General features: G+C 53.9%; 23 protein-coding genes. 2 read left to right on the top strand and 21 right to left on the bottom strand.

All coding sequences use genetic code 11. From position 1 onward, the window contains the following. Positions 1 to 10: 10 nt before the first annotated feature. From A2273_05150 to A2273_05050, 21 genes are all read right to left on the bottom strand, one after another. Positions 11 to 1225 (bottom strand): hypothetical protein, encoded by a 1215-nt coding sequence (locus A2273_05150; GenBank protein OGF07852.1) that lies wholly within the window; start codon positions 1223 to 1225, stop codon positions 11 to 13. After that, entirely contained in the window at positions 1222 to 2406 is a 1185-nt protein-coding gene (locus A2273_05145; protein ID OGF07851.1) for a hypothetical protein, read from the bottom strand. Before A2273_05145 ends, A2273_05150 begins: the two co-directional genes overlap by 4 nt. Next, complete coding sequence (locus tag A2273_05140) at positions 2396 to 3433, bottom strand: hypothetical protein (GenBank protein OGF07850.1); 1038 nt, start codon at positions 3431 to 3433, stop codon at positions 2396 to 2398. The genes A2273_05145 and A2273_05140 overlap by 11 nt, the downstream gene beginning before the upstream one ends. Before the next feature lies 1 nt (position 3434). Further along, on the bottom strand, positions 3435 to 4448 hold the full coding sequence (locus tag A2273_05135; protein OGF07849.1) for a hypothetical protein: 1014 nt from the start codon (positions 4446 to 4448) through the stop codon (positions 3435 to 3437). Then, positions 4445 to 5347 carry a hypothetical protein gene (locus tag A2273_05130; protein OGF07848.1) on the bottom strand — a complete coding sequence of 301 codons (903 nt, stop codon included), beginning with the start codon at positions 5345 to 5347 and terminating at the stop codon, positions 4445 to 4447. Before A2273_05130 ends, A2273_05135 begins: the two co-directional genes overlap by 4 nt. Beyond that, complete coding sequence (locus A2273_05125) at positions 5337 to 6032, bottom strand: hypothetical protein (GenBank protein ID OGF07847.1); 696 nt, start codon at positions 6030 to 6032, stop codon at positions 5337 to 5339. Before A2273_05125 ends, A2273_05130 begins: the two co-directional genes overlap by 11 nt. A gap of 49 nt (positions 6033 to 6081) precedes the next feature. Beyond that, positions 6082 to 6435 (bottom strand): four helix bundle protein, encoded by a 354-nt coding sequence (locus A2273_05120; GenBank protein OGF07846.1) that lies wholly within the window; start codon positions 6433 to 6435, stop codon positions 6082 to 6084. 37 nt (positions 6436 to 6472) lie between these two features. Next, positions 6473 to 7102 (bottom strand): LmbE family protein, encoded by a 630-nt coding sequence (locus tag A2273_05115; protein ID OGF07845.1) that lies wholly within the window; start codon positions 7100 to 7102, stop codon positions 6473 to 6475. A 19-nt stretch (positions 7103 to 7121) separates the two neighbouring features. Further along, positions 7122 to 8390, bottom strand: a complete 1269-nt coding sequence (locus A2273_05110) for a hypothetical protein (protein OGF07844.1) — start codon at positions 8388 to 8390, stop codon at positions 7122 to 7124. Continuing rightward, entirely contained in the window at positions 8387 to 9505 is a 1119-nt protein-coding gene (locus tag A2273_05105; protein ID OGF07843.1) for a hypothetical protein, read from the bottom strand. Before A2273_05105 ends, A2273_05110 begins: the two co-directional genes overlap by 4 nt. After that, complete coding sequence (locus A2273_05100) at positions 9489 to 10775, bottom strand: hypothetical protein (protein ID OGF07842.1); 1287 nt, start codon at positions 10773 to 10775, stop codon at positions 9489 to 9491. Before A2273_05100 ends, A2273_05105 begins: the two co-directional genes overlap by 17 nt. Positions 10776 to 10837: 62 nt before the next feature. Beyond that, complete coding sequence (locus A2273_05095; protein ID OGF07841.1) at positions 10838 to 11962, bottom strand: hypothetical protein; 1125 nt, start codon at positions 11960 to 11962, stop codon at positions 10838 to 10840. A gap of 36 nt (positions 11963 to 11998) precedes the next feature. Then, positions 11999 to 13960, bottom strand: coding sequence for a hypothetical protein (locus A2273_05090; GenBank protein ID OGF07840.1), 1962 nt, complete (start codon positions 13958 to 13960; stop codon positions 11999 to 12001). Positions 13961 to 13984: 24 nt separating this feature from the next. Next, positions 13985 to 14782 (bottom strand): bifunctional hydroxymethylpyrimidine kinase/phosphomethylpyrimidine kinase, encoded by a 798-nt coding sequence (locus A2273_05085; protein OGF07839.1) that lies wholly within the window; start codon positions 14780 to 14782, stop codon positions 13985 to 13987. Further along, positions 14779 to 15579: a hypothetical protein gene (locus A2273_05080; protein ID OGF07838.1), complete on the bottom strand. Its 801-nt coding sequence runs from the start codon at positions 15577 to 15579 to the stop codon at positions 14779 to 14781. Before A2273_05080 ends, A2273_05085 begins: the two co-directional genes overlap by 4 nt. A gap of 23 nt (positions 15580 to 15602) precedes the next feature. Beyond that, the gene (locus A2273_05075; protein ID OGF07837.1) at positions 15603 to 16385 is read right to left on the bottom strand and encodes a hypothetical protein; all 783 of its coding nucleotides are present in this window, start codon (positions 16383 to 16385) and stop codon (positions 15603 to 15605) included. A gap of 67 nt (positions 16386 to 16452) precedes the next feature. Next, a complete protein-coding gene (locus tag A2273_05070; GenBank protein OGF07836.1) occupies positions 16453 to 17253 on the bottom strand; it encodes a hypothetical protein in 801 nt (266 codons plus the stop codon). Positions 17254 to 17293: 40 nt separating this feature from the next. After that, positions 17294 to 19045, bottom strand: coding sequence for a hypothetical protein (locus tag A2273_05065; protein ID OGF07835.1), 1752 nt, complete (start codon positions 19043 to 19045; stop codon positions 17294 to 17296). Beyond that, positions 19038 to 20900 (bottom strand): hypothetical protein, encoded by a 1863-nt coding sequence (locus tag A2273_05060; protein ID OGF07834.1) that lies wholly within the window; start codon positions 20898 to 20900, stop codon positions 19038 to 19040. The genes A2273_05065 and A2273_05060 overlap by 8 nt, the downstream gene beginning before the upstream one ends. A gap of 8 nt (positions 20901 to 20908) precedes the next feature. Next, complete coding sequence (locus A2273_05055; protein OGF07833.1) at positions 20909 to 22255, bottom strand: phosphomannomutase/phosphoglucomutase; 1347 nt, start codon at positions 22253 to 22255, stop codon at positions 20909 to 20911. A 114-nt stretch (positions 22256 to 22369) separates the two neighbouring features. After that, a complete protein-coding gene (locus A2273_05050) occupies positions 22370 to 24286 on the bottom strand; it encodes a hypothetical protein (protein OGF07832.1) in 1917 nt (638 codons plus the stop codon). 108 nt (positions 24287 to 24394) lie between these two features. Here A2273_05050 and A2273_05045 point away from each other — a divergent pair, with 108 nt between their 5' ends. Together A2273_05045 and A2273_05040 are read left to right on the top strand one after the other, a co-directional pair. Further along, entirely contained in the window at positions 24395 to 26173 is a 1779-nt protein-coding gene (locus A2273_05045) for a hypothetical protein (protein ID OGF07831.1), read from the top strand. A 96-nt stretch (positions 26174 to 26269) separates the two neighbouring features. Further along, the gene (locus tag A2273_05040; GenBank protein OGF07830.1) at positions 26270 to 26860 is read left to right on the top strand and encodes a hypothetical protein; all 591 of its coding nucleotides are present in this window, start codon (positions 26270 to 26272) and stop codon (positions 26858 to 26860) included. The last annotated feature ends 1 nt before the right edge of the window (position 26861 follow it).

Genomic DNA, 26861 nt, shown 5'->3' with positions numbered 1-26861 from the left:
TTGCATTGCCTTATGTTATATTGTGGCGGTCGCTTTGCCATAAAATATATTGAACAACACCGGCCATAAGCATTGCCCCGCTTTCCGCCAGAGGCAGGGAAATTGTTCCCCATTTACTATACCCTAAAATAATCATAAAAACAGTCAAAACTGCCAAAATGATCTGAAATTTGCCGATAATCGACACCAAACCCCTGGCATATATGAACATTCCGGTATAATAGCTGGTGCAGGCAAAGAAAATCCAGGGAATATAATTCAGGTAATATGCCTGAACTTTTTGGTATTCAGATCCCCAAAACTTGGTGATCAAAGGAAGCAATATATAAATTACCGCCAACGATGACAACACAAGGTATAGAAGCACCAACCAAAGCCATCTTTTAAATACCTTTTCAAGTCTGGCAGGGTCCATTTTTGATAAGACTGGAATATAGGCAAAATACAATATTAATATCAAAATTAAATGAGCCCCGGCAAATTTTCCCGCTAAAAAATAATAGGTCAGGTCCTGGCTGATGCCAGCCGCGGTCAGATACACCACTCCGAACCAGTTGGAAACAAATAATGCGATGCCGGCCAGGGCGATGGGCAGGGATTTCTTCAGGATTTTTTTCAGTACTGCCAGATCCGGCCGCTTGAGGTAGCTAATTATAGATCCGGCAAAAAATGCTGCGGCCGTTACGGCGCTCAGCAGCAAAACCACCGCCAATTTCCGTGGAGTGGCCTGGTGGTGATATATGTATATGATCCCGGCCGACAATAACAGGAAATTTATCAGGTACAGCAAAGAGGCATTTTTATATTGACCATTGGACCGCCAGGCTTGGCCCAGATTTTCAGTTATCCCGATATTGACAACAAACCACATTAAAAAAATGGCCGTGGTTTTTATGGCCGATCCATAAATCAAAAATGCAGCGAGAATGCAGACAATGGCTCCGGCCAGGGTGAAAATGATTCTTCCCATGAAAAAAGCCACCGTTGTCCTCCGGGGATCCTCCGCGATGGCTATCTCCCTGGCGGCGACATCATGATTGATGAAATAGGCGATGGTGGTGGCCAGGCTTACCAGGGCCAGAGCCTGGGGGATAATTGCATAAACCTGCGGTAAAATGCTCCGGGCCATCAACAGATGAATGATGAACCCCGAGGCCAGCGGTAAAACCACCGGGAAAAAACTGTATAAGAACTGTTCCGCTCTATGTTTGGGAAAAATCATCATTTTAAAGACAACTGCCTGATTAAATCGTATATTTCATCCAACATTTCCCTCAAACCAAACACTTTCGGCACTTTTATAGTGCCGTTGCCTACGATCTTGTTGCGCATCGTTTTATCGGTCAATATATTTTCAACGGCCCCGGCCAATTGCTGATGATCTCCCGGAGACACTATCAGTCCATTCTCTCCGTTTGTTATGATCTCTTCAACTGCCCCCCCCCTGGTGGCTATCACCGGAACCCCCAAGGCCATCGCCTCAATGATTACCCGGCCGAAAGGCTCCGGCTCCACCGAACAATGGACCAAAACATCCAATTGTTTTAATATGGGATATACATTTTCAAGATGTCCGGTAAAGATCACCCGTTTTTGCAGATTGTTGTTGATAACAAAATTGTTCAGTTCCAGTTTGAATTCCTTTTCATCGAAAAGAGCCTCGCCAATGATAAGGAATTTTGCCTGTGGCAATTTTTCGGCCAGAAGTTTGGCGGCCCGTAAAAAAACATCCTGCCCCTTCCACCGGGCAATTTGTCCAACTATGCCTATGGTCGGGCCGCCGCCTGAGCTTTCCCTGATCCGCTGAATTTCGGCCGGCATTTCCAGGGCCGCCTTCTTTTGTATCGCCTGGGCATCGATGCCGTTATGTATCACCGACACTTTTCGGCCGCCAAACTGTCTGCCCACCGCTTCAGAAACAGCTATTATCTTGTCCGGGATAAATGTCGCTAACAATTGTATGGCTCTTTTGGGCCTTGGTTGGATGGGGATATCTCGCAGGTGCCATATCACCTTGACTCCGGCCATTGTTCCCGCCAATCCCCCCAGAATATGGCTTTTGAGGGTGTTGGTGTAGATCGCGTCATATTTTCCCCTGCGCAGTATGTTATATATCTCAATCACCGTTTTTTTGACGCTGCCTAGGCTTTGGATTATTTTACCAGGCTGTCTTTGAAAATCATTTTTATTAATATATAGTAATCTTTCCGGCAGTGATATTTCTATGGTTTCTATTCCGATATCGTTTGTTTTCTTGATAAGTTTGCTGCCCTTGATGGTCAGCAGACGATAATCCACCGGTTTATTTTTCAACCCCTGCAAAATATCCAACAGGCTGTATTCTGCCCCGCTGATGATAGGCGAGTGGTCAAAGAAAAGTATTTTGCTTTTACTATTATCGGACATCTTCGCTGCTTTCCATCAATTCACAAACCTCCATCAAGACACGGTCTGTAGGAATTTCGAGACACATGGGTGGATAGTAATTGCATTTATATTTATTCGCGGGACGGTAACAGGGTCCGCAATCGATGTTATTCCTTATTAATCGAATATTTTGGGCTTCTGGCGCGCAAATATTCGGATCGGTTGGCCCGAAAACAACCACCGTTGACACGCCCAGAGCCGCGGCACAATGGGCCAATCCGCTGTCGTTGGAAAGAAATATCTGGCATTTATTGATAAGGGCCAGGGTGGAGTTCAAATCATTATTCCCAATGAACCGAAATCCTCCCGGACCGATTCCTGCGGCCACCTTTTTTACAAGTTCGGCCTCTTCTGTCCCGCCGAAAATTATCACTTGGCAACCCCTGCTAGTTAAATCTTTTCCGATGGCAACAAATTTTTCGACAGGCCATCTTTTCTGCCTGTTTCCGGCGCCCGGATGAAACCCGATTATTTTGTTTGAAGAGATATTACCGTTTTTAATGAATTCTTCAGCCTCTTTGTCATATTTAAGCGGCACCCTGATCCCATACTCCACGCTGTCTGATTCTATTTCCAGGGGCTTTAAAAGGCCCAAGTTCCTGTAAACATAGTGCTTTTGTTCTGTTTTTCCTTCGACCTTAATATTAAAAAAGTGGCTACCGTATTGACTGGAACATATTCTTATACCGGAACCGCTTAAGATCGCCAGGATTCCAGATCGTATTTTAGGGGAAGGTACCGTGCTTATGGTTACCTCAGGGAGTTGTTTCTTTATTTTTTTAATCAATTTCAATTTGCCGAAGGCTCCGCTGAATTCCTTACTATCCATTGTCAGCTTTACAAACCTATCGTTGCCTTCCAGCAAACTAAGCATCGTGGCATTTTGAACAACAACGGTGAGTACGCCACCCGGAAAACCCCGGCTGGCGGCATTGAGCATTGGCAGGGCCATCACCATGTTCCCTATCCCTCCCCATACCAGGATCAGAACCCTGGAGGGCGGCATCTTATCTTCCTTTATCATAAACGGCCGGGCTCTTTTTGGCTGATGTTTTTTCACCGCTGTATATCAGCGGCAATCCCAGCAGGTACAAGCCGGGATAGAATGACGCCCCCTCCAACATCGATCTGAACGGGCGGTAGCGGTAAAACCTGGCGATCAGACCGGCCAGAAAATGGAATTTGTGCCTGCCGGTGAAGCTGCCGGCCGTCAGCCTTTCCCTGATATTTGCCGGGAACCGGCAACGGCCCTTGAAGCCCGATCTCTCCAGCGACCCCATCCAGGTGGAAATGCCGTAATGCTTTTCAACGATCCCCTCCGGACCCTCAAGCTGTCCGGTATTTTTCTGAAAGGCTTCGGCCAGGCCCCGGACCGGCTCATTGATGATCTCCAGCCTCCCCCGGGAGGCCGTGGTCCGTGATATCTCCGCCAAACTGGAATCCAGGTCCCGGCTATGGTGCAGGGCGGCCGAGGCGAAAGACAGACCGAATACCTCATTGCTGAAAGGCAGATGGTTGACATCGGCCAGCACCCGGTCAAAATAAACATCCTTATCAAAATGCTGACGACCCAGCTCCAGCTTATTGTCGGCCGAGATGTCTATGGCCACCGCCCGGTATCCCCTGCCGGCCAGCCCGGCCGTGGTCCAGCAGGTGCCGGCCCCCACATCCAGCGCCCAGCCCTGCCCGGGATCCAGGCGGGAAAGCAATTCCCGGTAATTGGCCTCGGTATCCTGCCGGTAGGCGCTGTCCATGTGCCAGCGCCGGGCCAGCATTTCAGGAAGGGTGTCGCCCAGGACCTCCTTCGATCTTCTATATACCCTGCGGGCCGCGCTTATCGAAGGATCGGCAAATACCAGGCAATTTAAAATGCCATCTTCTATCAAATAGGTCAGGCCGCATCTGCGGCAGGATAATAGACCCTTGGTTATCTCAAGATCATCTTTGCTCTTCACCATCAAGTGGAGATCATCGGCCCCGCATTTGAGGCATTTTAATATTTCAACCAGCGACGGCCTCATAAAGGGCTCTCCCCCCTTATCACCGAGTGCCGGCCGGCCGGACCGAACCAGGCCAGGCGCCACAGTCGTCCGGCCAGCCACGGTTCCTTTCTTCCTCTGATATTTTTCCATCCCGAAACATCCGGCACCTGCCCGAATTTATGTTCCCACATCCTGCCCCATTTTTGCCGGAACATAAACCGGGAGTGCTTCCAATGGAATTTCCACCACGGGGACACCCGGTCCCCGGCATAAATGCCTGAGCGCCCGGCGAAATGGTAGAATACCGCATCCCGGCAGCGGATCATCTCCGGGGCCGGATCCAGCAAAGCAGCCCGGATGAAAAGATCCGGGTCGGAGGCCGAGCCGGGGTTGAAGCGCTCGTCCAGCCCGGATAATGCTTTCCAAAGCAAGGTGGGGATCAAAAAAGGGTAGTTGATCCCCGGTTCTGTTTTTTCTTTTTGATTTTTAATGGTTTGCAAAGCCTGGGTGATAAAGTCATCCCTTCTGAAATTGTCCGCATTATGGCCAAAATCCATTTTTTTATGGCAGGGCGGGACCTCGATCAGGCCGGGCTCCCAGACCGTGCCGCTGATTATATGGCCGGGACCGGCCGATGTTAGCAGTGCTTCGTCCCAGCCGGGGGCCGGCACCATATCGTCGTTGCAAAGGAAAAGATATTCGCCGGAGGCCTGCTGTGCCGCCAGATTGGTGGCGGTGCAAAGCCCCTGCCGGCGTCCGGTCATGCTCACGGTAACCTGGCAATTGAGCAGGTAGTCCATATAGTGGCTGTTATAACCGTCCAGGCCGATGACGACCTGACAATGCCTGCTTTTAAGGTATTCCGGCAGGCAAAGCCTTAGAAATTCCAGATTCCTGAAGGAAGGAATAATGACCGAGATTTTATATTTATAAGACATCGGATTTGATGATCCTTTTCACCGCCTGCGGTCCGCAATTATACAGCAGATCGATCATGGACAATCCCGGCACGAATTCCCCCCACAATTGGGGATAGGCTTGCGGATAGTAGGTGACGAACCTTAGCTCTATCCCGGCCTCTTTAAACTTATTCTGATCGAGATATTTTTTCCCGCCCGGTCCGGAAAGATATACCTGGGCCGACATTTTTTGGCAGATATCTATCAGCAGCTCGCTGGATTTTGAACTGATATCCAGTTCGGATAGATTTATGAATTTCGGGGCGATATTCAGATCCGCAGCAATTGCTTTGGTCAACTCGGCATTGAGCAGGGATAATTTATCCCACTTTTTATCATAGGCCAGATCGATCAACCGTTGGTAGTCTTCAAAATACGGGGCCTTGGAGTAACATGATTCCAGGGTCCTTTGGTGGATATTCTGCCAGCCGGATTCATTATCGATGTCCACTTCCAAAATATCCTGATGGTAGCGCCCTTTTTTGAACACCGGCACCGACAGCCATTGGGGCTTGCCGCTGACCCCTTTTATCATACAGCGGGCAGTATACGAGGTTCTGGAGTACTGCACGCTGTCCAGGAACACGAAAGCATCGCAGCGGGCCATCTTGTAAAAGTATCCGGCCCAGGGAAGATAATTGGGTTGATGAGCGGCTAATATCATTTAATTACTAATTGCAAATTTATAATGACAAATATTTGAGTTTGTCGACTTAATTAGACTTTGTCTTTTTAATTATCGCCGTCATTATGGCGGTTAATTCGTTCACTTCTTTGAGCAAAACATCAATATCCCGGAGGATTCCTATGTTTACGCTGTTACAGAGGGCAAGCCAATATCTCGTTTCTCTAGCTTCTTTTCGGGCTATCGACATTTTTGATATAAAATCTGCTTTACTCTGGCCGGCCTGGGCTTCTTCAACATTTGCACCGATGGATGTTCCCGACCGAAAAAGCTGCCTTGCTATAAGCCTTTCAATATTCTGACCATTATCTATTGCTCGGCAAAACTTAATGATAGCGATAGCGAATTTAAAAGTTCTTTCGCAAATATCTTTCTTTTCCATATTTTGCACTTAGTAATTCGTAATTAATAATTCAGATCTACCGTATTACCCACCTAATTACCTCGAAAGCCTCGGCAAAGGCGGCCCCGATCTGGGTCCCGCGGGTCTTGGCCAGGGCCCGGATGAACTCCTCGTTGGCATAGAACCGATCCAGCTGCGACTGGTAGCACTTCAGGGCCCTGACCTTGGACTGAATATGCTTTTCCTCCAGCAGGACGAAGGATTCGGTGTTAAAGGTCCTGTTGTTCCAGGGAATCTCGTAGCCCAGTATGGTCCGGTCCTTGAAGGCCCGGAAACCCTCCTGGGCAATGGTCAGATGATCCTGGTGGGTATCGTTGAAGCAGGGCATCAATACAAGATCGGGACCTATTTTCTCCTTGAGGGCCACCATATTCTCCAACAGCACCTGGCGGTGCTCGGGAAAATCCCTGACGCTGTAATTGTATACAAAACGATTCTTATCGGCTATTCCCAGGCTGTTCAGAGCGTCGTTCAGTTCGTTCTTGAGGGTGTCGGGATGGACTCCGGGCGGCAGTGATTTCTCGGCCGAGGAGAAGGCCGCATAGCAGACCTCGGCTCCCTGCTCCAGCAGCCGGGCCATAAAGCCGCCGCAGCCGAATTCCCCATCATCGGTATGCGGCGCCAGCACCAGAATTTTTTTAAACATATACCGCTCCTGTAAAATATTAAGTCTTCAATCCCTGGTCAATGACGGATCGCCATTTATCAGCGCACCGGTCTACGGAGAGAATTTCTTCAACCAACTTAAGCCCGTTATTGCGGCAGTCACCATAACCCGCCAACAATCCTCCTTCTTTTTCCAGGGGCTCTTCCTGATCTGGATCGACCACCAGCCCGCAACGGTATTTTTCGACCAGCCGGGCCACCCCCTCCACATGCGGGGTGCAGATCACCGGCATCCCGGCAGCCAGATATTCCCCCAGCTTGACCGACAGGCAGACCTTGGTGTTGGCAACTTTCCGCTCCAGGATCAGACCGGCATCGCCCAAAGCCAGCATGTCATCCAACTCCGATCCGGCGGGATGATATATCCTGAAATCGTCCGGACCCAGCCCCTCGCCAAGCAGAGCCTTTCTGATAGCCGGGCCGAAGGCGGCAGTCCCCGAAGCAACTACCAGAACAGCATCCGGCCTGACCTCTTTAAAACGCAGCAAATATTTTCCAACCAGGCCCCGGTCGCCAGGGGTGCCGAAGGAGCCCAGATGCAGCAGAACGAAACGATCATCCAGCCCGTATTTGGCCTTGGTTTTTTTCTTATCCGGAAGCCTGATCTTGCCGGGATCCACACAGCAGGGGATCATTTCCACCCTGGCGCCTGGATCGATATCCAGAACATGCTCCACGAAAGGCCGGGAGACCACCACGCAATATTGGGCCGAACAAATAAGCTTCTTTTCCCAATCCTTCCAGAAGAGATGGTCGGGGGAATTAACTTCATATCTGCCGGCATTTACCGACTCCTCGGGATACATCCCCCGCAGGTCGAATAGGTATGGGATATTCAATACCCGCTTGGCCCACCAGGCCAGCACGGCCGCCGGATAGCTCCGGGCGATTATCAGATCCGGCTTCAAGAACGACAATTTGAGGGTCAGCCAGGGAAGGGCAGCGGCAATAAATAAAGCCGTTTCATTTTTCCTCAGATTGAACTGCCGGGGCAACAAAGGAAATCCCGCCAGGGATGTCCGGTACTTGACGCCCTTCGAGGATAAATTTGACCGCAGCGTTTTATTTTGATTGGAATTCTTGACATATTGCCGCCAAGGGTTCCGGCGGCCCAAATAGAAAGTCAGCGGTATAACCGACAGGAAGGACAACTGCCACCGGCCGTTTGATAGATTCCGGGCCCTGACCAGGGAATCGAAGAACTGGGTCTCTATCAGCCGGGACCGGAAGGGAGCCTCGATGGCGGTAAGGGCCAACACTTTCTTCATCCCAGGACCCTCATCCGGTAACAGTCCACGCAGATGGGAAACAGATTTTCCTCCGCCAGTCTTTTTCGGAAATTCCTAAACCCCGGGGAATTCCAAGCCTCGGCAAGCTTAACCTGACTAAGATCTCCGAAGCTCTGCCGGAAATGCTGGCAATGTATCAGCCTGCTCGAGGGGTCCACTCTTACGGTATCCAGGGCCCCGCAAGTCAGCCGGTGTTTCTTTCTGATGCTGCCGTCCCGGATACTCGGGTAATTCGCCAGAAACCCTTCCGGGCTGGTGCTGGTCCTCATGCCGCAATTTTTACCCAAGGCCAGTCCGGATTTCAGGTCCTCCAGCAATTGAAACTGGGTTGTTTTGTATTCCAACTCCGGTTTTGAAGTGATGCAGATATCCTTCTTGCGGATGCCGGACAAACGGGCCGTCTCTTCTATATCGGCTCGGCTGTGGTTGACGATCAGTGAAATATCTATCGATCTCACCCTCAAGGCATTCAGCAGTTCTATCAACTCCCCCAGCCTTTCCCGGTTGCTGTCCAGTATCAGAATGCTCACCGTCACCGGCAGGCCGGCCTGCACCGCCAGCTCTATGCCCCGGCGGGCCCGGCTGAAGACATCTTTCCCCGGGCGTATCTGGTCATCAACGCCCGCCACCCCTTCCAGGGAGGCCCCGAAACTCCTGATCCGATTCTTATGTCTGGACCAGGTTTTGATCCTCGCTTCATCCAGCAGAGTGGAATTTGTCTGAACCGAAACATCCATGCCCAGACCCACTGCCGCTTTCATCAGATCCTCCAGGTCGGTTCTGACAAACGGCTCGGAGCCGATGAACCCGATGGTCCGGAAATCATGCTGTTTTTTTAGTTCTTTTATGAATTCGACAGCGGCTCCGGTGTCCATCTCCTGGCAGGAGCCCTCGGTGTGATGCTGGCGGTGGCAGCACATGATGCACGACAGGTTGCAGCGCTGGGTGGGCTCGAACACCAGCCCTCTGGGCAGCGGTATTTTTCCGCCATCCAACGCCAGCTGCCGTAGGGCCTCCACCCGCCGTTTCTGCAGTTTCCGCCTGATGGCTTTCAGGGGAGGGATATTTTTTATTATATCAATCGGCGATCTCATTCAGGCCGCTTTCGTGTTGGCTGATAATGGCATATTCCCCGGTTTTCTCCGGGGACATCACTTGGGATCTTTTTCTGCTGAACAGTCCGATGAATATCAGGGCCTGGATGGTGTAGGATATGCTGGAAGCGGCGGCGGCCCCGGAGATCCCGTATTTCGGGATCAGCCAGAAGTTAAGCGGGATATTACAGAGCAATCCGGAAGCCTTGCCCCAGACCAGCACCTCGGGAGATCCCATCTCGGCTATCAACGGCGCCTCCAGAAATTTGGGGAGGGACAGCATTACGGTTCCCGGCAGAAGCAGAATAAAAGGCCAGACGGCGCCGCTAAAGGACTCTCCGTATAACAGCCGGATGGCGGGGCCGACCAAAAAGGCCGCTATCAAAGCCAGGCCGCAGGTGGCGGCCAAGGTCAGCAGGGCCGCCTTTTTAACAATGTCCCGGGAAAGGCCGTCGCGGGCCAGCCCCGAGAAGACCGGGGCGTAAAGCCCCCGGGGTATCATCCATAGCAGCTCGGAAAGAAAGACCGCCGTGGCATAGAGGCCCACCTGAACATTGCCTTTCCATAAAAGGATCAGGAATATATCCGCCCGGTAATGCAGGAAACCAAGGATCTCCCCTGCGAAAACCTTCATTCCGAACTTGAAAAAATCCGCTGTCTGCCTTAAGGACAGGGCGGCAGATCTGGGCCTTAGATGAACCCACAGGACGCCGGCCGAGATGATAAAAGCCGCCCAGTTGAGGATCACCGAGGCCAGGATCACCGCCTGAAGCTTGTTGCCGAGCAGAAACAGGAAAACCAATAATATCAAAATCCGGAATACTTGGAAGCCGGCCCTCCACCAGTTAAAGCCCCGAAGCAGACCCAGGCCCAAAAAGATCTCCGGCAGGAAGGTCAGCCACAGTCCGGGGGGGATCAGGCTCAGGATCACCAAGCGGTTGAAACCTCCCCAAGCCTCGGCCGGCAATCTCACCGCCGCCCCGGTGATGATCATAGCCAGGCCGCCCAGGACCAGGCTGGCCAGCAGCAGGAACAGAACCACCGAGCCCGGCTGATATTTTTTTCTAGCCAGCTGGTAGGCCCCCGAGGTCCCCAGCCCCAGTTCGGCGAACACCACCGCCGTCTGGGGGATCAGCAGGCAGGAGACGAATATCCCCTTAAGCTCCGGTCCCAGGGTGCGATTTATCAGAACGCTGGCAAACATCCCTACGGCCAGCACCCCCAGGTGGCTGATCAGGGTATCCAGGCTTTGGCTAAGTAGTTTTCTCATATCAAAACGACGGGGATAGATATTCTCACCCCCGTCGCATTGGTCTCCCGATATTCAAATTTTCAGCTGCCCATCTTTTGGTTGAGTTCCAGCTCCTCTTTCCGGCGGGCCTCGATCCTCTCGGCGATCTCCTGCTCTTCCTTCTGCCGTTTCTCGATGCGGCGGTCCAGATCTATCACTTTTTTTCGGATCAATTCTATCTTCTGGGCCAGCTTGACCTCCTCCTGTTTGTGGGTCGAGATCTTGGCGGCCAGCTCCTTCTCCTCGCTGGTCAAGGCAGCCTGGCGTTCCAGAGGATTGGCTTCCAGTATCTTCTTGCGTTTCTCGATGTGGTCAGCCTGCTCCGCAGCCTCTTTCTTCAGGCCTTCGAGCTTGTATGTCTCCTCGAATTGCTGTTTCTTCATCTCCTCGATCTGCTGTTCCATGGCCACCTGCTGGCCCTGCAACTGCTCGGACTGGGCCAGCTGCTGCTTGGCAGCCGCCAGCTTGGCCGATACGGTCGATTCCTCGGCTTTGAGGGCGCTCAGCTTGGCATCGCTCACCGCCGCCCCGCCGGGCCCGGCCTTGAGGCCGGCCAGTTCTTTGGTTTTAGCGGAGACCAGCACCACCGGCGCGGCGATGCCTATTATCATGGCTATCAGGCCGATGATCATCAGCAGGTTTTTGCTGCCCCCGCCGCCGCCCTTGGCCGCCGGGATCTCCACCACCATCCGCAGGCCGCCGATGATGGTCTTCATGGAGATTATCGGAGTGGCCACCCAGACGCTGCCTGCGGAGAGTTCATTGACGGTGAATTTCTCTCCGGCGTCCGGTTTCATCCCGGACGGGACCTGGTAGGTTTTTTCTATCTCGTCCTCCTTGGCGGAGTACACTACCATCCGCTGGTCATCCAGCACCCAGATGTTCTTGATCTCGGGAAAATCGGCCTTGATGTCCTTGACCACCTTATCCAGAAAGAACTGCCGCTCCATGGCGTCCTCGTAATCCAGGATCCCCCTGGCCGACAGCCGGGCCACGGATTTGGCCAGCACCTCAAGCTGTTTGTCCCGCTGTTCGTTCCCGGCACCGGCACTGGAGACCGGCCAGCTGGCCACCGACATTCCGGTGACGCCGCCCACCGTCAAAACCGCAATCACCGCCAGAGTGATCATCAAGCCGTTCAAATTTACAGCGTTTTTGTCCGCCATAGCCCCCTCCATATAAACCATTGTTAGACTATATATTTACCATATTTTCCACCATGTTGTCAATGGCTTTTTAAGAAATATTTTAAGTTTGCTCCTTAACACCAGTTCCATCATCAGGAGAAGCCCGGTCAGGAATAGTAAGATATTGTTTAATCCTCTTTGGCCGGCCGGTATTTTTTCAGGGGATATCTGACGGCTCCATTGGTTTTTTCCCATGATCCTGGTCAACCCGTCATCCTCAAGCATTGTAAGGTCGGATTCATCAGGGGGAATATTCACCGCCAGGGTTTGCCATAATTTATTTTTTAGCGCCGAATAAAATCCGGCTTTCTCCAGCAGCCATTTGACCCTTCCCCGGACGTCCGCAAGGCCGGGAACCTTTTTACCGTCCGGGGCGGTCGGTTCCGATATGTCGGGGTCGGACAAAAACTGGCCGGTGATGTAACCGAGGTCAGCAGATCTTACCAGCCCCCGGCAGGTCTGGTTCAACAGGGCCAGGAAGGCCGGATGGAAGCCGATATCGGTCATACCGGGCTCGGTTCCGAACAGCCACAGGCCGGCTTTGCCCGATCCTTGATCGATCATCATCAAGCCCGGGAACTTATGTCCGATGATAAGCAGGGCCGGAAGCCTGGCTGGGATCCGCCAATATTTGTATACCGAGATGTGCCTAAGGTCCCTAGTACTGATGTCCTGAAAATAATCCCCCGAGCCAAGTTCCAGGGCCCCCGGCAGGGGATCCTCTGATATTCCGGTTATCCGCAACCCCGGGGACAGGCTTGATAAAAGATGATTGTAATCATCGATGCCGGCCTTCTCCGGCGGAATGATCAACAGCCCCTTCCCGCTGTTCACCGCTTCCAAAAGGCCGTTTTTGATGCCGGATAGCGAGCGCCCCGCCGCGACGATCAGATCCGAAGCAGCGATGTCCTCGGGAGTGAGACGGCTTTGGATATTAAGTTGATACCCTGCCGCCGATAATGCTGTAAAGGCCTGTTTCAAAATGCCGCTGCCCTCGGTTATCAGCAGGACGTTGATGCTGTCGTTGTTGCTGGAGGAAAGATAGTATCTGTCGTCCAGCGGCATATCATCACCTGAGCACTCCAGAAAGCTTGACCCCCGGCCGTCCCAGCCCAGGCTGGCTGAAAAATACCCGGCGGAATCGGGACCGACCCGGGTTTGATAGACAGTCCGGCCATCTTTGACCAGGCTCAGGCTCTGCTTCAGGCCCCGAGCTGTTTTTCCTTGGATGATCAGTCTTTTTTTGAGGGAATAGAATTTCACGCTGCGCCATTCCAGGTTTTTGCCGATCATTTCCCTGCCTGACGGCACCAGGCTCAGGCGGGCCGTAGCCTTAAGGACCGGAAGCAGCGAGGCCGGCCCGCCGAAACAATTTTTCCGAAAGTCGGAAAAAATCAGTGTTGATGCCCCGGTCCTTCCGGCATAGAACAGAAGGTCGTCGGCCTTTAGAACAGCCCCGGCCAGATCGGTCCCCAGATCGGTCTGCTCGATGGATCTTATCTGCCTGGCCGCTTCGGCCGGACCCGCCAGGCCGCATAATATTTTATTCCCCTGCGAGCCGCAGATCACCGCCACCCGGCTGTCCGGGCTTAGGGTGAAGACCATCTTGAGAGCTGAGGATCGGGCTTGTGATAATAAACTGCTGTCGCCTTCTATCGTAGACATGCTGGCCGAATTGTCGATGACCATGGCCAGAACCGTTTCCCGCGGCGCCATCCATGGCGGCAGGTCGACCTTCACCGATGGCCCGGCCATCAACAGGACCAGCAGCAGCAGGATGATGGTTCGGACCAGCAGCAGCCATTCCTGCAGCCGGCTTCTTTTCCAGGTCTTGGTATGAGTGGATCTCAAAAGAATGATGCTGGGAAAGGGGATCACTTTGGCCTTATTGTGCCAAAGCAGATGGATCACCAGCGGCAGGGCGGCCAAAGGCAGGAAGAACAATGCGGCGGGATTTTGGAAGGAGATGAAATTCATATCAGCTCAATCGGTCCGATGGGATCAGCATTCCCGGATCTTTCCGCTCCAGAAGTGGTCCAGCGGGCCGAAGCCGTGGCCGATGCCGACCGAGTTCTTGATGCAGCCGGTGACATACTTTTTGGCTTCGTCGATGGCCGGCTCCATCTTCAGCCCGCGGGCCAGGCAGGCGGTGATGGCCGCCGAATAGGTGCAGCCGGTGCCGTGGGTGTTGGAGGTGTCGATCCTTTCGCTGTCGTAGGTTTTAAAAATCCGGCCGTCGAAGTACAGGTCGGTGGCCCGGCCCGACAGGTGCCCGCCCTTGATCAGAACGGCCCTGGGGCCCAGCATCGAGATCTTCAGGGCCGCCTCCTTCATCTGTTCCAGATTCTCGATCTTCTTCATCTTGGCCAGCCGCACCGATTCGTCGATGTTGGGCGTCAACAGATTGGCCAATGGAAGAAGACAGGTCACCAGGGCCTCCTCGGCCTCGGCCTTAAGCAGGGGGTGCCCGCCCTTGGCCACCATCACCGGGTCCACCACCAGCGGCGATATCTTGTATTTTTTGATCTCATGCGAAACCTGCTCGATTATCTGGCTGTTGTACAGCATCCCGGTCTTGGCCGCCTGGCAGCCGATGTCCTTCATCAGCACGAACAGCTGTTTGGCTATGAATTTGGGAGTCTGCTCGGCCACTCCGAACACCCCCTGGGTGTTCTGGGCGGTCAGGGCAGTGATGACATTGATGCCGTAGACCCCGAAGGCGGCGAAGGTTTTGAGGTCGGCCTGGATGCCGGCCCCGCTGCCGGAGTCGGAACCGGCTATGGTTAGAGCCACTTTCATTTCTGGTTGAGCCCTTTCAGTTCGGGAATTTTGGTTACTATGTCATTGAAGCCGTGGGCGATATGCTCCGCCTGGTGGGCGTCGCTGCCCAGGGTAAGGCGGGTGCCGCCCATCTTGAGATACTCCATCACCGCCGGCAGACCGGGGTAGGTCTCCTGGGGGTCGTGCCGCAGGCCCGAGGTGTTGATCTCCACCATCAGGTCGCGCTGCACCGCCCGTTCCAGGATCTTTTTGATGGGCCGCTGATATTTCTGCCAGGACATGGCGCCGTAATGTTTGAAGCCGTATTTCTTGCACAGGTCCAGGTGCCCCAGGCAGTCGAACAGCCGGCTGTCGGCCAGCTTCAGCATCTCCTGGAAATAGGCCGTATAGGCCGGTTCCTCTTCCATGCGGTCGTAATATTTTTTGGCCAGCTCGGGCCATGAGACGTCGTCCATCCCCACCATGTGCACCGATCCCATCACGAAATCGAACTTGTAGGAGTTGATGAATTTTTCGATCTGGTCGCGGTACTGCGGCTGGTAGGTGATCTCCACCCCCTTGTAGATCTTGAGGTGCTTCCCGGACAGCACCCGGCAGTCGGCCAGGCTGGACTCGACGGCCTTGTCGTTGTAGACCCCATAGCCCTGGTCGGAGGGATCGAAATCCACATGCTCGGTGAAGACCAGCGCTTTAAGGCCCAGCTCCATGGCCCGCCGGCAGGCGGCGGCCGGCTCCATTTTGGAGTCGCAGGAATGCTTGGTGTGCAGGTGGGTGTCTATGGTGCCGATCTGGTATTTTAATATTTCGGGATTCATAATGAATTAAATTAAAGTGATTTTTAGACCTTAAGTCCGGCGGCGGTCATGTCCTCGTCGCTGACGGCCTTCATTCCCAGCCACAGGTAGGAGGCGGCCATCAGGTAGTACAGGATGAAGAAATACGGAAAATCAATTCCACTCAGGCTCAGCATGGCGTCCAGTACCATCCCCAGCGACAGCGCCCGGATGGACAGCTTGTAGATATCGCCGAAGGGCATGTTCATCCGCAATATGGCTTTGAAGTTCATGCCCAACCCGGCAATGAACAACGCGCTTAGCAATTTCCCTCCCAGGTAGATGATCATCCAGAAGACCGCCATGAAAAAGCCCAGCATCCCCCGGTTCGCCAGGGCGGCCAGGATCTCCTTCTTGTCCACTTTCAGATCGCCATAATCCTTAAACGGCATATCCCGTTTCTGCCCCTCGCCCCCGCTGACCACCACCCGGTCGGCATACAGCAGAATGCCCCGGGGGAAGCCGGCCAGCAGGCTGTCGCTGAAGCCGGGCTTGGCCCCGATGACCAGAATGAGATCACCCTCCTTGCGGTAGACCGCGGTGGTCTCCGGGCTGGTGGCGAACACCCCCTTGGCCAGGGCGAAATCCGGGGCCTGGCTTGTCAGCCAACTGGCCAGATCATCGGCGTCGCTGTTGAACGTCTTCCAGGGCCGGATGAAGCTGATAGAGCCGAACATCAGAGATAAAAAAAGCAGATAACCCAAAGTCCTTAAAAGTCCCTGCTGGCGGAAAAAGCCATAGGCCTTGAAATTGGAAACGCTGTTGATCAGTTCGCCGAATAGTTGCATTATATTCCTGTTGTTTAATTTGAAGGCTTATTCTATCAGAAATCCCCCGGTTTGGCAATTGCCATCCTCACTCCTTGACCGCCTTGATGGAGAACATCAGGGGGATGGTGTTCTTCTGGTTATTCAGCCGCCAGTATCCGTCCTTTCCCTTTTTCATGCCCCGGTAATAATTCCAGACGGTAAAGGGGTACTCCTCCATCCGCTCTATCCGCAGGCCGTTTTTGATCAGGGCATTGACGACATCGCTTAAAGGGTAGGGCCATTCGTATGACTTGTGGACGAACTTGGATTTCCGGTCGGCGTAGCTACCCCGGCAGATCTCTTCGATGGGCTTTTTGCCCCGGAAATAGGGATAGGAGATCTTCTGGTATTCCTCATCGAACAATATCATGAAGGGATGGAACTCAGAGATAAAGAAGGTCCCGCCTTTTTTCAGAAAGCCCGATATCACTTTGCCCCATTTATCCAGATCGTACAGCCAGCACAGCACCCCGTAGGAGGTGAAGACGATGTCGAATTTTTTATGGAGTTTTTTGGGCAATTGGTAGATGTCAGCCTGAATGAACTCGGCACCCAGGCCCAGACGGTCATTAAGGCCCCGGGCCATTCCTATGGCCTTGTCGGAGAAATCCACCCCGGTGGCCCTGGCTCCCAGTCGGGCCCAGGACAGGGTGTCCAGTCCGAAGTGGCACTGCAGATGCAGCAGGCTTTTGCCCTTCACATTGCCCAGAGCCTTCAGTTCGATGGGATACAGCGCCCTCCGGCCCTTCAAGAATCCCTCCACGTCGTATTCCCGGGTCTGGTAGTTGATCTCGGCCCAGTTGTCCCACAGCTCACGGTTATTGGCATAATATTTCGCAGCTTTCATTTTCCTTGCCTTCTTTTAAAATAGGTCATGGGAGTTGAATTCATCTTGCTTGCAACATCTCCAGTACCCGGGAATCCTCCTTCAGTCCGTTCTTCACCGCAGCATGATAGTACTCCAAAGCCCGAGCCTGGTCGCCCAGGGAATAAAACAGAAAGGACAGATGATACAGGTTCTTACTGTCGACCGGGGAGATTTGGTGGGCCTGGAGCAGATATCTCTCGGCCTTGGCCCAATCGCCTTTTTTCAAGTAGAGATATCCCAAATTATCCGCCGCCTCGGCCTGGTCCGGCCCCAGTTCAACGGCTTTCAGAAATTCGGACTCGGCCAGATCGGGCCGGCCGGCATTGAGATAGACCAGCCCCAGAGTGTTGTGCATCCCGGCGTTGCCGGGATATTTGCTCAGCAAATCGAGGGCCAGCTTCTCGGCTTTCCGGTATTCTCCTTTATTGAGATAGAGCAGGCAGAGATCGTTGTAGGCGGTGTAATGCTTGGGATTGAGTCCGAAGGCAATAATGAATTCCTTTTCGGCCAGGTCCGCTTTCCCCAAGCTGGCGTAACTGCGCCCCAGGATGGTATGGGCCACATAGGAATGGGGCGAGACCTCGGTGGTCTTCTTCCAGTGGGTCAGGCCGTTCCGGAAACTGCGGCTGTAGGACAGGTTGATCCCGGCAAATAAAATAAAGATCAATATCATGATGATGCCGACCACCGGGACCGGCATCCGCTTCAGCTTGTCTGGATCCAGCTGCAGCAGCATGACGGCAAAACCTATCAGCGGCAGGTACAGCCGATGCTCGGCAAAATTGGCGTAGGTGGTGTTGCCTAAAAACGTTGGAGCCAGAAACAGCAGAAACCAAAATATTCCGAACAGAAACAGCTTTTTATCTTTAATCTTAAGATAGAATATCACTGCCAATAACACGAACAGCCCGGCTATTCCATAAGCCACCGGCAGGTCGGCCGGGATAGGGTCGCCGGAAAGGTTTATGGGCAGGAATATCTTGCCGATGTAACTCAAGAAACCGATCAGGCTTTCCCGAAGGGTGTTCATCCTGGCATCGGTCAGGCCGGAAGATCCGCTCAGGGCAGAGGACCTTAACAGCAGATAGGCCGCCGCCGCCGTTATCCAGCCGATCAATGAAAGAAAGATCCCTTTATCGAACAGCTTCTTGCCTTTCTCCCTGTGCAGCAATGAATACAAGATAAGCAATACCGGCAGCAGAATGGCAGTCTCCTTGGTCAGCAGGGCCAGGAAGAAGCAAAGGATATGCAGCAATCCCCATAGAAAGCGCCCTCCCCTCCGGTAATTCAGAAAACCGAGAGATGACAGCAAGATAAAAACCGCCAGCAGGGAATCGTTGCGGCCCGGTATCCAGGCCACCGCCTGGATCAGCACCGGATGAATGGCGAATATCAGCGTGGCGGCCAGGGCCGCAGTTTTTTGCGTTTTTATGGTTTTGAGGAACAGGTACAGCAGACAGCAGGCCAGCAGATGGATCAGGATATTTCCCAGATGGAATATGAACGGCCGGGAGCCGCCGATCAAGGTATCGGCCATGAACGACAGGGTCAGCGCCGGCCGATAGTAGATACCCCTGTTCCCCCAGACCACGTCGGTGGCGAAGGCCTTTAAGATATTGGCCGGGTCCTTCAGAAAATGGGCCTTCTCCACCAGCAGCTCCACATCATCGTGGCTGCTGAAATCGAAGAACAGGGTCTGGCCGTAAATGGCTATGACCAGCAGGGATATCAGCAGATATGGAAAAAAGCGGTGTCGGTATATTTTATTCATTGCTGCCTTGGCGTTGCGCCTTTAGATTATTTTCCAAAAACTGGTTCCGGGGACAGCCCAGTTCCAGCGCTTTTTGATACTGGCTTCGTGCCCGGTCTTTTTCCCCGGTAATAACGTACAGCTGGGCCAGATGCAGGTTTATCATCGGGTCCCGGGGCTGGGTCTCATGGGCTTTTGACAAATGCAGCAAGGCTTCGCCGTATTTGCCGTTTTGGGTCATGACAATCCCCAGGTGATGATGGGCCGTGGCATTATTGCTGTCCATTGACAGGGCCTGCCGCAAATAGGTCTCCGCAGAATCCCGGGAGCCAATTTGCAGGCACAGCACCCCCAGGTTGACCAGCGGGTCGACCCGCTGCGGCTCAAGCTCAATGGCTTTGAGAAGCTCCCTTTGGGCTTCCCCCGATAATCCGCGGTTGAAATATACCAGCGCCAGGTTGTTGTGAACATTGGCAAATTTGGGATCTATCTCCAGCACCTTTTTGAATTCCCTCTCAGCCGACCGCAGATCACCTGTTTCCAGATACAGCAGGGCCAGATCGTTATGCACCGAAACGCTGTTTTCGATTTTTAATGATCGGAGGTATTCATTCTCGGCCTCACCCATGCGGCCGGACTTGCCATGCATCCGGCCCAGCATCTGGTGGGCCAGGCCGGAGCGGGGGGAGGTTTTGACGGCATTGCTCCAGAAACGGTTGCCGTCGGAAAAGACCGTAAGATGGTTGAAAGCCAGAAGGCTGAAAGTAAGAAAGACTGCCGCCCCGGCGGTGGCCATCCATTTAGCTGAGGCATTCCTGATGACATTGCTTTCCGCCAGAATGATAATGACACCCAGCATCGGCAGATACAGACGGTGTTCCAGAAAATTTATATCGGCCGCCGCCGGAATAAAGGTGGGCAGCAGAAACAGGGTGAACCAGACAGTGCCAAAGATGAACATTTTTTTATTATTGACGCCCTTCAGCCAGGCAATGATGCCTAGAAACGCCAGACCGGCTATCCCGTAAAGGGGATTGCTGTCGCCGGAGAGTGGGCGCACCGAAAGATTGAAAGGCAGAAATATCTTTCCGGCATACGACAACAAGCCGATGATGATATCGCCCCATCCGGCAAATCTTCGGATTGAGAAGGCATTATCCGCCCCAATCGCAAAGGTTCTTAAGATCAGCCAGACGACGAATAGCACGATCCATCCCGGCAACAAGGCCAGCAGGTCTTTCCTGATCCGCTTCTTCTCTGATAAAAGAAGATACATCAGGAATAATGCTGGGGCAAAAATAGCCGCCTCCTTGGTGAACAGGCCCGCCAACAAAGCCGCCAAGTGCAATGCCAGCCACCGTCTGTTTCGCCGGGCGGAATATTTTATCAGGGCGATAAATGCCGACAAGATGAAGATCGCCAGCAGGATGTCGTTCCGGCCCGGTATCCAGCCCACGGCTTGGGAGAGGGCCGGATGCACCGCAAACAACCCGGCAAAGATGAAAGACAGTCCTGGGCGATAATTAAGGGCATTCAGGCAGATGAACAACAGCCAGCAGGCCGCAATATGCAGCAGGATATTGCTTAGGTGATAGATGAAGGGATTCTCTCCGCCCAGAGCATGGTCCAGCATGAAGGACAGGCTTAAAAGCGGGCGATAGTAGGTCCCGGGGCTTTCCCAGTAGACATCGGTCTTGAAGGCCTTGAGGGCATTGGAAAAACTGCCGATATTCTCCCGGTTCTCCTGGATGAGATGAACGTCGTCCAGCGAGGTGAACCCGAAATCCAGCGCTTTGGCATACAGGGCCAATATCGCCAGGGCCAGCCACAGGTATGGGGCCGGCCCCGTCAGGAATATTTTTTTCAGCCTGTCCAAATTTGCTTTTAGGAGCGAATTATATTCAGCAGTTCGGCGGACTTGTCCTCCAGCAGGGCCCTGGAGTTGGCCTCCACGTTCAGCCGCAGCAGCGGCTCGGTGTTGGAGGGCCGGATATTGGCCCACCAATCCTTGTAGGACACGGTCAGCCCGTCCAGGTGGTCCAGCTCGGCCCCCTTGTTCTGGTAGATGCTCTCCAGCTCGGCCAGCTTGGCCGGGATGTCCTCCACCTGGCTGTTGGTCTCGTTGATCCGGTGATAGGGGTCGATCTCGGCCACCAGCTCCGACAGCAGCTTTCCCTCCTCGGATATCAGCTGCCAGCACACCAGAAAGGCTATCAACCCGGAGTCGGCGAACCAGAAATCCCGGAAGTAAAAATGCCCGGAGTGCTCGCCGCCGAAGATGGCGTTCTCCTGGCGCATCAGCGGCTTGATCAGGGCGTGGCCCACCCGGCTGCGGATGGACTTTCCTCCCGCTTTGGCCACCGTCTCCGGCACGCAGCGGGAGCAGATGGCATTATACAGCACGGTGGACCCGGGCTTCTTCTTGAGCAGCATCTTGGACACCAATCCGGCGATGTCCGACCCGCCCAGGGCCCGCCCCTTCTCGTCGATCAGGAACATCCGGTCGGCGTCGCCGTCGAAGGCCGCGCCGAAGTCGCACTTTTCGGCCGTCACCCTGGCCTGCAGGGCCGCGATGTTCTCCGGTTCGATGGGGCTGGCCGGATGGTTGGGAAAGCTGCCGTCCAGTTCGAAGAACAGGGGGATCAGCTCGCCCGGTAGTTTGGCGAACAGCGGGGGCACGGTCTGCCCGGCCATGCCGTTGCCGGCGTCCACCGCGATCCTGTAGGGCTTGATCTTGGTGGCATCGATAAAGGTCAGACAGTGGTTGATGTAGGCCTCGCTTATATCCCTGGAGGTGATGGAGCCTTTGATGGCGTTATCTTTGAGCTGGCCCTGGTTGATCAGATCCCGCATCTGATCTAAGCCCTGGTCGCCGGAAAGCGGGATGGCGTCCTTTTTGCAGATCTTCAGGCCGTTATATTCCTTGGGATTGTGGCTGGCGGTGATCATCACCCCGGCCTGATAGCCGTATTTGCCCACCGCAAAGTACAGCCCGTCGGTGGAGACCTTCCCCAGGTCCACCACATCGGCCCCCTGGGCGGTGATGCCCTGGGCCAGGGCCGCAAAGACCGCATCGGACGAGGTGCGCATGTCGCGGCCCACCGCCACTTCCCGGCATTTCAGGTGATCCACCAGGGCCCGGCCTATCTCCCGGGCCTGATCATCGTCCCACTCGGTGGGGTATATCCCGCGGATGTCGTAGGCTTTAAAAATTTTCGGATTGACCGCCATAGTAAGCTCCTTAAGGTTGTATTTTATCTTAAGATTATCATTTTTTTGGAGATGCTTTTACCGCCAACGTTCAATTTATAAATATACACCCCGTTGGCCACCGCCCGGCCCTTGTCATCCCGACCGTCCCACCTCTCCCTCTTGTCCCTCTCCAAATGCATTTGGAGAGGGACAAGAGGGAGAGGTCTCATTTATCAGCACCCTCACCAACTGCCCGGCAATATTGTAAACCGAAAGATTTACCGTTCCGTCCCCTGTTATCTGGTAACTGATGACTGTTGACTGTTTGAACGGGTTGGGATAATTCTGCCCCAGTTTAAGTTCGTAATTCGTAATTGGTAATTCGGGCCTTCCCGCCACGCCTGTTATTTGCGTAAAAGATATATCGTCCCACCGGTCCCAGTAGGCGTTGCTGTTCACCGCCCAGATGTTCAGCTTGATCCGGGCGAAGGCCGCCCCGGCCGGAGCCATCACCGTTCCGGTGGTCAGAAAGATATAGCCCGCACTGTCGGCGCTTAAGGCGGCCGTGGTGTCGTCCAATAAAAGATTGGCATGCAGTGAATCGAACCACTGGACCCGCATCCGCATGGTGTTGCCGGCCCCGTCGTTCTTGCGCCCCCAGCCGGACAGGCAATAGCCGGCCCCGGGAGTGACCTTGACATCCTGAAAAAGGAATGACAGGAACGGCGCCGCTTTCCCGAAGCAGTCGGCCCTATGTCGCAGGGCGTAACTTCCGGAATGAATGAAATCGGTGGCGGTGTCGGACACCGCATTGTCGCCCTCCAGCCAGCCATATGGCTTTAACGCGTTATTGGAGGGCACTGCCACGGTGTCCCGGAAGACATTCTCCATCCCGCCGTTTATCAATGAATCGATTGGAATATTAAAATTGGTCCTCAGCGCAGCCCACAGTTCGGGCCGGCTGCCGTCGTAGGACAGGGCCCACATCCCGGTGCCGGCCAACAGGCTGTCCCACACCATCTGGTATTTGTAGCCCAGGCTGATCTCGTCGTCGTACCAGCACTGATGCCATTCCCCGTCGTTGTAATAATACCAAGGGCTATATGACGAGGCCTGCCACTGCCGGCCGTAGTCGTAGGCCAGGGTCTCGGCCTGGGAGAACATCACCGCGCTGCCGCCCCCGGTGGTGGCCGAGCCGGCGGTGGTCCCCGTGCAGGGCCAGTCACGGCCATAGTAGGGGAAACCGCATAGCAGCTTATTGCGGCGGTTGCCGGAATAGAGCGCATAATCGTGGATGGTCCAGCCCACGTCATAGGTATAACCGTCCAGAGGCGCTATTGGACCGGTACTGTCCGAGCCGCTCCAGGCATAGTCGTAGGCCATGATGAACAATCCGTCGGAATAGATGGCCAGGCTGTCGTAATCCCATGATCCGGCCCAATCAATAGCCGGGGTGGCCAGCGAGACGTAAGAATCGGGATTCCAACTATGGAAACTGTCAGACAATTCGTGAGTGAACCTGACCATGTTCTGCTTCTGCGAAAACTCCAGTCCTTCGAAATCGATGTTGATGCCGTCCACCCCGGCGTTGCGAACCAAAGTTATCAGGTTCTTCACCGCATTGGTGCGGAAGGAGTCGCTGGAGAGTATCGAGGAGATGGCAGAACTGCTGAAGCAGGTGGCACACAGCAGCACCTTGACCCCGTTCTTGTGGGCATGGGCGATGGTGGCCGACCAGGTGCCGGGAAAGCCGTGGCTGGCGGAGATGCTTCCGTCGCCGGCCATCTCGGCGCTGAAGCAGGCCAGGTGGGTGATCAGGTCGTAATGCAGGTACTGGTCGCTGGTCCAGTAGGGATCGTATCCCAGCACCGTCTTGCCTACCCGGGGCGATTTGTCTTTGGCCAGCGGCGGGTATTTTACCTCCTGGCCCTTGATGATCAGGCTGTCGGAATAGCTTTCCGACTGCAGCTGATGGATGCTTTTATTCTGGGCCCGGACGGGGAAACAGAGGACCGCCAGAACGGCCAGCGTCCCGGCCCAAACGGGGAGGTGTATGTTTTTATCTTTCATATATTCATAAGTTTATGGCAGTAGGCGGTTAATGTCAAGGAATAATTGATGTTCCGGATGTCAATTATCTTCTTGACTTTTAGTTCAAAATACTTGAAAATTCATATTATGCGATTCAGGCCTATCATATTGTCCTATTGTCTGTTTTTTATTCTGTCTCCGGGGTATTGTCTGGAACTGTCCGTCCCCGGCAATGATGACGAATTCAGGCCTTTCACCATCTTGGCCCCTCTGCCAGATTCGATAATTTCATCGGGGGAGCCCTTGGAGATCTCCCTGCTGCTGGAGGAGACCACCGGCATGGACATCCACTTGCTGCTGGACGGCCTGGAGCTGACATCACAGGCTCAATTGACCAGGGACTACCTTTTCTATCTTTCCCCGGAGCCGCCGGCGCCCGGCCCCCACCGGATAACCGTATTGTTCACCAGCCTGGCCGATACCGTGTTCGATAATTCCTGGAGCTTTCAAGCGGCTGCTTTGGATACCGTTCCGGTCGAACCGGTCAAGATACCTCTCGATATCTCCCTTACCGCCGGTATGTTCTATTCCCAGTGCGACAGGGACACATTGGGTTTGGGCCTGAGCTACCCCATCGGCTGGCATCCCTCGGGCGATGTGAATTTATCGGGACAGCTGGACGGCGGTTTTTTCAATTCGTATTTATCTTACGATCCGACCTACGACAAATACCTTCACGGACTGCTGCAGTTCGAGAATTCCTCCTTCGGACTGTCCGCCGGAGAGTTCTACCCCGAGCTGTCAACCCTGGTCTTCTCCGGAACATCCCCCCTGGGACTGCTGGCCACCTGGCAGGATAAAAAGACCAGGATCCTGGGCACCGCCTGCCGCACCCAGCCGGCCGATACCCTGTTTCAGACCTACGCCCAGTATCTCTACGGCGGCCGTATGAAAAGATCCCTGGCCGACAGCCTTTGGCTGTCCGGGGGGTACCTTTACGGATATGACCAGCCGGGCTCCCTGCCGGATTCGGTGCGCTTCAGATCATCCATTTATATCTATAACGACACCCTGACCGGCTTCTCAGATACCCTGGTAACTGTTGACACCCTGTTATCGGGAAAGAACCGTCTCTGCTGGTTCTCCCTGGAGTGGCCGATCAGCGGAACCAGATTCCGCACCGAGTATGCCGGATCGGGCTTTATGCCGGATTCATCGGCCGGATACATCAATGACCGCAGTTATCTTTTGGGAGCAAAGAAAGGGATGGGTGGCCACTGGCTGGAGCTGCAGTACATCTCCTGGGGCCGTAACTTTAAAAGCTTCGGCAATCCTTATCTGGAAACAGCCAAGAACGAGCTCCTGGGGATGGCGGATCTCAGGTTCCCCGGCAGCCTATCGGCCAGGCTGGACGGCTCGGTGTACAAGGTCTACACCGATTCCGCCTCCGGCAGCAGTTTTAAGCTGGGCGGAACAGTGAATTATGCCCGGGGGCGGCTGACCTCCGCCAGTCTGCGGCTGGATTACAATTCTCGGCCGTATATCACCTACCTTTACCAGAACCGAAGCCTGAGCCTGAGCACCGTGACCAAACTGATGGCCTTATCGGTTATCTCCTCCTATTCATACTCCTCAAGCTCCGGCATCAGTCTGACCCAGTCTCACAACGGAATGTTGGGCCTCTCCCGCTTTTTGATGGCGGACAGATTATATATCCAGGCCTCGGCACAGCACTATCAGGTTTTTGACAGCTACGGGCTGACCGAGCAGGCCAGGAGCAGTGCCGAACTGAGGACATCCTGGCAGGCTTCGGCCCATACCGGAATCATCTTTGATTGCCGGAATATACAGCACCAGGACCGGGTGGCTCCGGATAAAAGCTATCGCCAACAGCTGGCATCGCTTTCGGTTAGCTATAGATTTTAGGAACCTCTGGTTGGTTGGCGGACTCTAATCAATATGTTAAATTTCTTAAGATATTTAACATATTGCTCGCTATAGATTTAGCCTCGTGGGTGGATAGTGATATTCTCCGGAACTTTTCAGCAACAAAATTACTCTAACCTGCAGATAATCGATAATATGCCTGAAAAACAGCGGCTGGAATTTGAAGAAGTACTGGATAAATACGGGCAGAAGCTGTTCAACCTGATGCTCCGGCTGACCGGCAACTTCCACTGGGCCCAGGATTTGACGCAGGACGTTCTTTTGATAGCCCACCGTGAATATCACAAGTTCCGGGGCGACTCCGATGTCTTCACCTGGATATACCGCATCGCCGTCAACCATCACCGACGGCAGGCTCGCAAGATGCGGGTCAGAAGCTGGCTGGGCTTCGAGGATGTCTCCAGCGAGGTGTTGTCCACCGATATTACGGCCGCCGATCCGGCCGAAAGCAGCGAAAGAACCAAGGTGGTGGCCCGGGCGGTATCCGCCCTACCGGAGGATTTTAAAGAGACCGTGGTGCTGCATTATTTTCAGGACCAGAGCTGCGAACAGATCGCCAAAATAATGAACTGCTCGGAGGGAACCGTAAAATCCAGGCTGTGGCGGGGCCGTAAGATCCTGGCCCAGAAACTAAAAGGTTACGTATCAGAAACAGGAGCGTTATAAA

The sequence above is a fragment of the Candidatus Edwardsbacteria bacterium RifOxyA12_full_54_48 genome (genome assembly GCA_001777915.1).
GTDB lineage: Bacteria > Edwardsbacteria > AC1 > AC1 > EtOH8 > UBA2226.
This window is presented reverse-complemented; position numbering and strand designations above follow the sequence as displayed.